Origin of the sequence: Actinoplanes sp. NPDC048791 (assembly GCF_040650095.1) — a bacterium.
In the GTDB taxonomy this organism is placed as follows: Bacteria; Actinomycetota; Actinomycetes; order Mycobacteriales; family Micromonosporaceae; genus Actinoplanes.
The window spans coordinates 1-7,782 of sequence record NZ_JBEZGQ010000346.1; the positions used below are offsets into that span (position 1 = coordinate 1).

Genomic DNA, 7,782 nt, shown 5'->3' on the forward strand with positions numbered 1-7,782 from the left:
CCGGCACCGAGCTCAGCTACGTCAAGGGCACCAACCCGGCCCTGCACCACGGCTTCGACCCGGTGCTGGGCCTGTTCGGCGGCCCGGTCGAGCAGCCGTTCCCGGTCACCCGGCTCGGCTACATGGAGGTCGGGCGGGTCGAGCAGAGCCGCACCCCGGCGGTCGCCGAGGGTGCGGTCGTGGCGATGACCTACGGGCACCGCACCGGCTACACCGGCGATCCGCTGCGCGACCGGGTCGTGCCGCTGCCGGCCGACCTCGACCCGATGCTGGGCATCTACGTCGCCCACATGGGCCCGATCTGCGCCAACGGCCTGCTGCACGCCGCCGCCGATCTGCACGGCACCGCCGTGCGCAGCCTCGGCGACGGCGTGGCCGGACGCCGCGTCGCGGTCACCGGTGCCGGGGTGGTCGGCCTGCTCACGGCCCTGTTCGCGCGGACCCACGGCGCGGCCTCCGTGGTCGTGGTCGACCCGACGCCGCAGCGGCGTGCGGTCGCCGCCGCCCTCGGCCTCGAGACCCTGGACCCCGAAGACGGCGACCCCGCGGTCACCCTCAAGACAGCCTGGCGGCACACCGCGGACGACCGCGGCGCCGACCTCGTCTTCCAGTGCCGCGGTCAGGCCTCGGCGCTGCAGCTCGCCCTGCGGCTGCTGCGCCCCCAGGGCACAGTGATCGACCTGGCCTTCTATCAGGGCGGGGCCGACGAGGTCCGGCTCGGCGAGGAGTTCCACCACAACGGGCTGGGGCTGCGCTGCGCCCAGATCGGCCGGGTGCCCCGCGGCCTGGCGCCGACCTGGGACCGCGAACGCCTCTCCGCCGCCACGATCGACCTGCTGCGCGCCGACGGCGACCTGATCCGCAAGCACCTCGTCTCGGCCGTCGTGCCGTTCGACGAGGCGCCGCAGTTCCTCGACGACCTGGCCGCCCGCCGCCGCCAGGAACTCCAGGCGGTGCTGGCCTGCTGAGAGAGTGCTGAGCGACACCCTCGCGTGGTAGCCGGTCGCGGCTACGCTCGGCGCATGGCCGTGCGGAGAGTGGGACTGCCCGCACTGCTGCCCTATCTTCGCGAGCATCGCGGCACGCTGGCCGTGGTGGGCGGGCTCTCCCTGGTCACCGCGGTCACCGCGCTCGTGCAGCCGGTGCTGGTCCGCTCGGTGCTCGACGGCATCGGGGCCAAGCAGCCGATCGGCGGTGCGGTGGCCCTGCTGGTCGCGTTGCTGCTGACCGGGGCGGCGCTCGGCGGCCTGCGTGACTATCTGCTCCAGCGCACCGCCGAGGGGCTGGTGCTGACCACCCGCCGCCGGCTGGCCCGGCACCTGCTGCGCCTGCCCATCGCCGAATACGACGCCCGCCGCACCGGTGACCTGCTCTCCCGGGTCGGCGCCGACACCACCTTGCTGCGGGCGGTGGTCTCGTCCGGGCTGTTCGAGATCGTCACCGGCACGGTGATGGTGGCCGGCGCGACCGTCGCCATGGCGGTGCTCGATCCGCTGCTGCTGGGCGTGGCCCTGTGCGGGCTCGCCGTCGGCATGGCCGTGGCCATCTCGGTCTCGCGCCGGGTGCGGGGGCTGTCCGAGCTGACGCAGGAACGGCTCGGCGAGATGACCTCCGCCGTCGAACGGGCCATCTCGGCGGCGCGCACCATCCGGGCCAGCGGTGCTGAGCAGCGTGAGGCCGAGACCGTCACCCGCAGCGCCACGCAGGCCTACGAAGCGGGCATGCGGGTGGCCCGGCTCCGTGCGCTCATCGGGCCGGCTTCCGCGGCGGCCACCCAGGGTGCGTTCCTGCTGGTGCTCGGCGTCGGCGGGGCCCGGGTGGCGTCGGGGGCGAGCGGTGGCGGTGACCTGGTGGCGTTTGTGCTCTTCCTGTTCTTCCTGGTGCTGCCGCTGGGTCAGGCGCTGAACGCGTACACCCAGCTCCAGACCGGCCTCGGCGCCCTGCAGCGCATCGAGGAGGTCCTGGATCTGCCGTCGGAGACGGCCGGCGACAGCCCGGCGCCGGCCGGGCCGGACGGCGCCGGGGAGCCGGCGGTGGTGCTGGAGAACGTCAGCTTCGGCTATCCCGGCGGCACCGAGGTGCTGCGCGACGTCTCCTTCACCGTGCCGGCCGGCAGCCGGATCGCCCTGGTCGGACCGTCCGGCGCGGGCAAGTCCACGGTGCTCGCTCTCATCGAGCGCTTCTACGAGACCACTTCCGGCGCCATCCGGGTCGGCGGCACCGACATCCGGCAGCTGCCGCGCGAGGCGCTGCGCCGCCGGCTGGGCTACGTCGAGCAGGAAGCCCCGGTGCTGGCCGGCACCCTGCGCGACAACCTGCTGCTCACCGCGCCCGGCGCCGACGAGCAACGCCTGCTGGACGCGCTGGAGCAGGTCAATCTCGGCGCGCTGGCGACCCGCACCCCGGCGGGCCTGGACGTGCAGGTGGGCGAGGGCGGGGTGCTGCTCTCCGGCGGGGAGCGCCAGCGCCTGGCCATCGCCCGGACGCTGCTGGCCGGCGCCCCGATCCTGCTGCTGGACGAGCCGACGAGCAATCTCGACGCCCGCAACGAGGCAGCGCTGCGCGAGGCGATCGCGGCCGCGTCCTTCCAGCGCACCTTGATCATCGTTGCCCACCGGCTGAGCACGGTGGTCGACAGCGATCAGATCGTGGTGCTGGAAGCAGGAAGGGTCGTCGCCGTCGGCCCGCACGAGCAACTGCTGGAGACCAGCCCGCTCTATCGGGAGCTCGCCGCGCACCAGTTGCTGGTCAGCTGAGCCCTGGGCGAAACAGGCGGGAGTCGGCACCACGTTTCAAGGTAAGTGAAGTACCGTAACCGCCCATGGGTGTGTCGCAGCGGTTCAAGAACCGGTTCCGTAAGTTCCTGCAGCGTCCGGGCACCACGGTCGATCTGGCGCCGCTCGAGCGCCGGCTGCCGGCCATCGAAGCCCGTGAGGAGGCGCTGCGTGAGCTCGACGACGCCGCGCTGACCGAGGCCGCCGCCGCGGCGGACGACTACACCGAGATCTGCGCGGTCGGCCGCGAGGCGGCCTGGCGCGCCCTCGAGCAGCGGCCGTACGACGTGCAGCTGGTCGGCGCGATGGCGCTGCTCTCCGGCAAGGTCGCCGAGATGGCCACCGGTGAGGGCAAGACGCTGACCGCCACCATCGCCGCGTACGGCCACGTGCGGCTGGGCAACGGCCCGGTGCACGTGCTCACGGTCAACGACTACCTGGCCCGCCGGGACGCCACCTGGATGGAGCCGGTCTACAAGCTGCTGGGCCTGTCCGTCGGCTGGGTCACCGAGACCTCCACCCGCGAGGAGCGCCGCGAGGCGTACGCCGCGGACGTCACCTACGTCTCGGTCAGCGAGGGCGGCTTCGACTACCTGCGCGACCAGCTCGTCACCGACATCGCCGACCGGGTGCAGCGCAAGCTGGCCACGGCCATCGTCGACGAGGCCGACTCGATCCTGATCGACGAGGCCCGGGTGCCGATGGTGCTGGCCGGCAGCATCTCCACCGAGAGCGACCCGGTGCACGACGCCGCCGCGCTGGTCCGCGACCTGCGCCCGGGCAAGGACTACGAGGTAGCCGAGGACGGCCGCAGCGTCGCCTTCACCAACGCCGGTCTGGAGGCGCTGGAGAAGACGATGGGCATCGACCTGTACGCGGACGACCAGGTCGAGCAGCTCTCCGCGGTCAACGTGGCCCTGCACGCCCGGGCCCTGCTGCGCCGCGACGTCGACTACATCGTGCGGGACGGCACCGTCGAGCTGATCGACGAGATGCGCGGCCGGGTCGCCCAGCGCCGCCGCTGGCCCGACGGTCTGCAGGCCGCCGTGGAGGCCAAGGAAGGGCTCAGCGCCACCGCCGAGGGCGAGGTCCTCGACACGATCACCGTCCAGGCCTACATCGCGCTGTACGAGACGGTGTGCGGCATGACCGCCACCGCGGTGCACGTCGGCGAGCAGCTCCGGGAGTACTTCAAGCTCGAGGTCGCGGTCATCCCGTCGAACACGCCGAACATCCGCGAGGACGAGCCCGACCGGATCTACTCCGCGCACGACATGCGCGACGAGGCCCTGGTCGAGGAGATCAAGATCGCCCACGACAAGGGGCGCCCGGTGCTGATCGGCACCCTCGACGTGAAGGCCTCCGAGCTGCTGGCCAAGCAGCTGGCCGCGGCCGGGGTGCCGAGCAACGTGCTCAACGCCAAGAACGACGACGAGGAAGCGGCGATCATCGCCGAGGCCGGCGCCCTGGGCGCGGTCACCGTCTCCACCCAGATGGCCGGCCGCGGCGTCGACATCCGCCTGGGCGGCAGCGACGGCAAGGACGCGGAGAAGGTCGCCGAGCTGGGCGGCCTGTACGTCATCGGCAGCGGCCGGCACGACAGCCGCCGCGTCGACGACCAGCTGCGCGGCCGCGCGGGCCGGCAGGGCGACCCCGGTGGCTCGGTGTTCTTCGTCAGCCTCGAGGACGACCTGATCACCCGGCACGCCGGCGACATCCTGCCATCCTCGCCGCGGATGGACATGGACGGCGTCGTGCACGACGAGCAGGTCGAGTACGCGGTCGAGCACGCCCAGCGCGTCGCCGAGGGCGTCAACCACGAGATCCACCGCAACACGTGGCGCTACAGCGTCGTGATCGAGGAGCAGCGCCTCGCCCTGGCCCAGCGCCGGGAACGGCTGCTCACCTCCGAGGTCGCCGCGATCATGCTGCTCGAGCGGTCGCCGGAGAAGGCCAAGGAGATCGACGAGGACGTGCTCTCCGACGCCGCCCGTTCGATCGCGCTCTACCACCTCGACCGGCTCTGGGCCGAGCACCTGGCCGAGCTCTCCGAGGTACGCGAGGGTGTGCACCTGCGGGCGCTGGGCAAGCTCGACCCGCTCGACGAGTTCCACCGGGCGGCGGTGCCGGCGTTCCAGAAGGTCTTCACCGAGATCGAGGCGCGCACGATCGCCACGTTCGAGGAGCTCGACCTCAGCGACGGTTACCACCCGGAGCAGGCCGAGATCGTACGCCCGAGCGCCACCTGGACGTACCTGGTGCACGACAACCCGTTCGGCTCCGAGCTGGACCGGCTCATCGCCGCCGTCGGCCGCCGCCTCACCTCGGGCGGCTAGTCAGCCTGTCTCAGGTGTGCGGGACGTCCGCGCGGTGGGCGGCGAGGATGTCGCCGCCGAAGTCGCCGTGCGGGCGCCGCAGCACGCTGTGCGCGTGGTTGCCGTCGTCGCTCGTGTTGTCGAACTCGATGAGCAGGTCGTCGGCCTGGATCCGGTAGTAGTGCCGGGTGCCCGGGCCGGGCGGGCCTTCCCAGGCGAAGTGCACGTCGCCGCCGGCCGGGTCCAGGGCCGCCGCCAGCTCGTCCGGCAGCCGGCCCAGGTGCACCGCGACGAGCTGATCGAGCAGCGCCCGCTCGCCCGGTCGCAGGTCGGTGCGGGCGATCCCGGCGGGGGACAGGGGCACGCTGGCCGGCCGGGTGGCCGAGCGGATGTCGGACGGGGCCTCGTCGGCCACCACCGCCCGGCTGCGGGCGGCCGCGGGCAGCGACCGCAGCAGTTCGTGGGCGAGGTCCTCCTCGATGGCCAGCGGGCGCAGCACCGTGCGCCCGGCGGTGTCGACCCGGGCCGGGTTCGCGCCCAGGAACACCGGCGCGGGGGAGACCCGGTCACCGGCCACGGTCATGCTCACCGACAGGTGGTGACCCTCGAAGCGCCAGCCCCACTCGTCGTCACCGGGCGTGCCGAAGACGATCACCTGGTAGTCCTCGCTGTGCCGGCCGCGGGCCCAGCCCTCCCGGCGGTCGAGGATCTCCTCGAGCGCCAGTACGGTCATGGCCTGCGCGTACGCCGGCGGGCTCAGCGCGGTGGCCAGCAGCCGGTGCGCGGCCTTGCGGGCGCCGATGCCGAGGTCGGCCAGGCTGAGCCCGGGCCGCGGGCGGGGCCGGTATTCGATCCAGCGGCGCGCCCGGTCGTCGTCGAAGGCGGCAGCGGCCCCCGGCCCCTCGGCGGTCGCCCGCAGAGCGGCGGCCGCCGGGCGCATCTCGTCCGCGAGCGTCACGGTCACTCCCCACGCAGCAGTGCGGCCATTTCCGGCAGGTCGAAGAACGCGGCCGTCTCGACGGCCGACGGGCTGCCGGCGGCCGGGTCCGCGCCGGCGGCGAGCAGCGTCCGGACACTGTCGGCGTTCTTGCGGAACACCGCGGCCGCCAGGGCGGTCTGACCGCGGTCGTTGACCCGGGCCGGGTCGGCGCCGTGCTCGAGCAGCATGGCGACGGTCGGCGGATGGTTGTGGTACGCCGCCAGAATCAGCAGCGTGTCACCCTTGTCGTTGGTCAGATTGGCCGGCAGCCCGTGCGACAGCTGACCGGAGAGCTCCTCGGCCGACCCGGAGCGCGCGAGGTCGAACATCCGGTGCGCGAAGGCGATGGTTTCGGCATCCAATTCCTCGGGCATGCGGGCCAGCCTACGGTGCTAATGTCTGGCGCACATTATCCGGGGGTGAGCGGTGAGCGACGGCGTCTACGTGGGCCGGGCCGGGCCGGACGGTGCGGCGAACCAGGGCTGGCTGCTCGGCCATTTCATGCCCAAGGGTGACCTGTTGCACAGCGTCGACGTCGAGGTGAAGTGGGGCGTGCACCCGCCCGGTGATCGGCGCGCGGCGTGGGCCACCGACGAGGTCCGTACGGCGCTGCTCGTGCTGATCCGGGGAGCTTTCGACATCGAGTTGCGCGACCGTACGGTGCTGCTGCGCGAGCCCGGCGACTATGTCGTCTGGGGCCCCGGCCAGGACCACTCCTGGCAGGCCGGAGACGTGGAGACGGTGGTGCTGACCGTGCGCTGGCCGTCGTTGCCGGGCTGGCGCCTGCCGCCGACGGCGCCCTGATCGTCCGCGTTCCCGCTTTATTTGTCGCCGAAGACAAACGGATGCCCGCCGTTAACCGCCGCGCCGGTATTCGCATTCCTGGTGCGCGAAAACACGATGCATCCAACGGTTATGGAACGAGTTTCCCACAGTGTGGATGCCACCTTGACCCGGCAACCGCAAGGCCGGAAATATCGACCGCGATTTAAGCGTGCATTAAATCGTGCCCGTTGTCGGGTGCGTGGTTTCCATTCTTCGACGCAGGAGGATTCATGGCGGTCACCGCCCTGTCGGCACGCACGGGACGACATGCGAAGGGGTCGGGCCGGCTGGCCGCGATCCGCCGCGTCGCCCCCGCGCCCGTGCCTCCCGCCGCCCTCACCATCACGCTCAACATCCCGCTGACCGGGGACGCGCTGCCGCCGCAGGCGCACCGGCTCATCGAAGCGGTCCGTGAGCTGGTCGAGGCCGGTCAGGGCTCCGTGGCCGTCGAGTCGCCGGTTTCCGCGCGGGCCGCCGAGCCGCTTCCGCCCGCGCACCACGACGGCACCATCGAGGTGCGGCTGCTGACCTCGTCGCGCCAGGTCCTCGTCGACGGCGAGCTGCTGCCGCTGACCCGGCTCGAGTTCGACCTGCTGCTGTTCCTGGCCGACCACCCGCGCCGGGTGTTCAGCCGCACCCAGCTGCTCACTGCGGTCTGGGGCTACGAGCACACCGGCGAGCGCACGGTGGACGTGCACGTGCGCCGCCTGCGGGTCAAGATGGGCACCCAGCTGCCCCTGATCACCACCGTCTACGGCGTCGGCTACCGCCTGGCCGACGAGGCGCGGATCGTGGTGCTGCCGCACGACTAGGCTGGCCGGGTGCAGGTGCGTCCGGTGTCGATCGAGGTCCTGGTCGAAGAGCTGGCCGACCGGCTGGCCGGCACGGC

The 7,782-nt window shown here is 72.6% G+C and carries 7 protein-coding genes; 5 read left to right on the top strand and 2 right to left on the bottom strand.

The features are described from left to right. The 3 genes from AB0C29_RS23670 to secA2 all read left to right on the top strand — a co-directional run. A partial coding sequence (locus AB0C29_RS23670) for a zinc-binding alcohol dehydrogenase (RefSeq protein ID WP_360823796.1) occupies nucleotides 1-968 on the top strand: 968 nt, incomplete at its 5' end. Between the two features lie 54 nt (nucleotides 969-1,022). After that, the gene (locus tag AB0C29_RS23675) at nucleotides 1,023-2,756 is read left to right on the top strand and encodes an ABC transporter ATP-binding protein (protein ID WP_360823799.1); all 1,734 of its coding nucleotides are present in this window, start codon (nucleotides 1,023-1,025) and stop codon (nucleotides 2,754-2,756) included. 65 nt (nucleotides 2,757-2,821) lie between these two features. Beyond that, a complete protein-coding gene (gene secA2 / locus AB0C29_RS23680) occupies nucleotides 2,822-5,110 on the top strand; it encodes an accessory Sec system translocase SecA2 (RefSeq protein WP_360823802.1) in 2,289 nt (762 codons plus the stop codon). A gap of 10 nt (nucleotides 5,111-5,120) precedes the next feature. On the opposite strand, the gene AB0C29_RS23685 is transcribed toward secA2, so the two are convergent. Both AB0C29_RS23685 and AB0C29_RS23690 read right to left on the bottom strand, forming a co-directional pair. Then, on the bottom strand, nucleotides 5,121-6,053 hold the full coding sequence (locus AB0C29_RS23685; RefSeq protein WP_360823805.1) for a DUF3500 domain-containing protein: 933 nt from the start codon (nucleotides 6,051-6,053) through the stop codon (nucleotides 5,121-5,123). Further along, nucleotides 6,050-6,442, bottom strand: coding sequence for an ankyrin repeat domain-containing protein (locus AB0C29_RS23690; protein ID WP_360823808.1), 393 nt, complete (start codon nucleotides 6,440-6,442; stop codon nucleotides 6,050-6,052). Before AB0C29_RS23690 ends, AB0C29_RS23685 begins: the two co-directional genes overlap by 4 nt. A 52-nt stretch (nucleotides 6,443-6,494) precedes the next feature. Between AB0C29_RS23690 and AB0C29_RS23695 the strand changes: the two genes are divergently transcribed. Continuing rightward, nucleotides 6,495-6,872, top strand: a complete 378-nt coding sequence (locus AB0C29_RS23695; RefSeq protein WP_360823811.1) for a signal peptidase I — start codon at nucleotides 6,495-6,497, stop codon at nucleotides 6,870-6,872. A 362-nt stretch (nucleotides 6,873-7,234) separates the two neighbouring features. Continuing rightward, complete coding sequence (locus tag AB0C29_RS23700) at nucleotides 7,235-7,705, top strand: winged helix-turn-helix domain-containing protein (RefSeq protein WP_360823814.1); 471 nt, start codon at nucleotides 7,235-7,237, stop codon at nucleotides 7,703-7,705. Nucleotides 7,706-7,782 lie beyond the last annotated feature (77 nt).

Coding starts and splice junctions, on each gene's coding strand:
- AB0C29_RS23675 (WP_360823799.1), top strand. CDS start 1,023: ATGGCCGTGCGGAGAGTGGGACTGCCCGCACTGCTGCCCTATCTTCGC.
- secA2 (WP_360823802.1), top strand. CDS start 2,822: ATGGGTGTGTCGCAGCGGTTCAAGAACCGGTTCCGTAAGTTCCTGCAG.
- AB0C29_RS23690 (WP_360823808.1), bottom strand. CDS start 6,442: ATGCCCGAGGAATTGGATGCCGAAACCATCGCCTTCGCGCACCGGATG.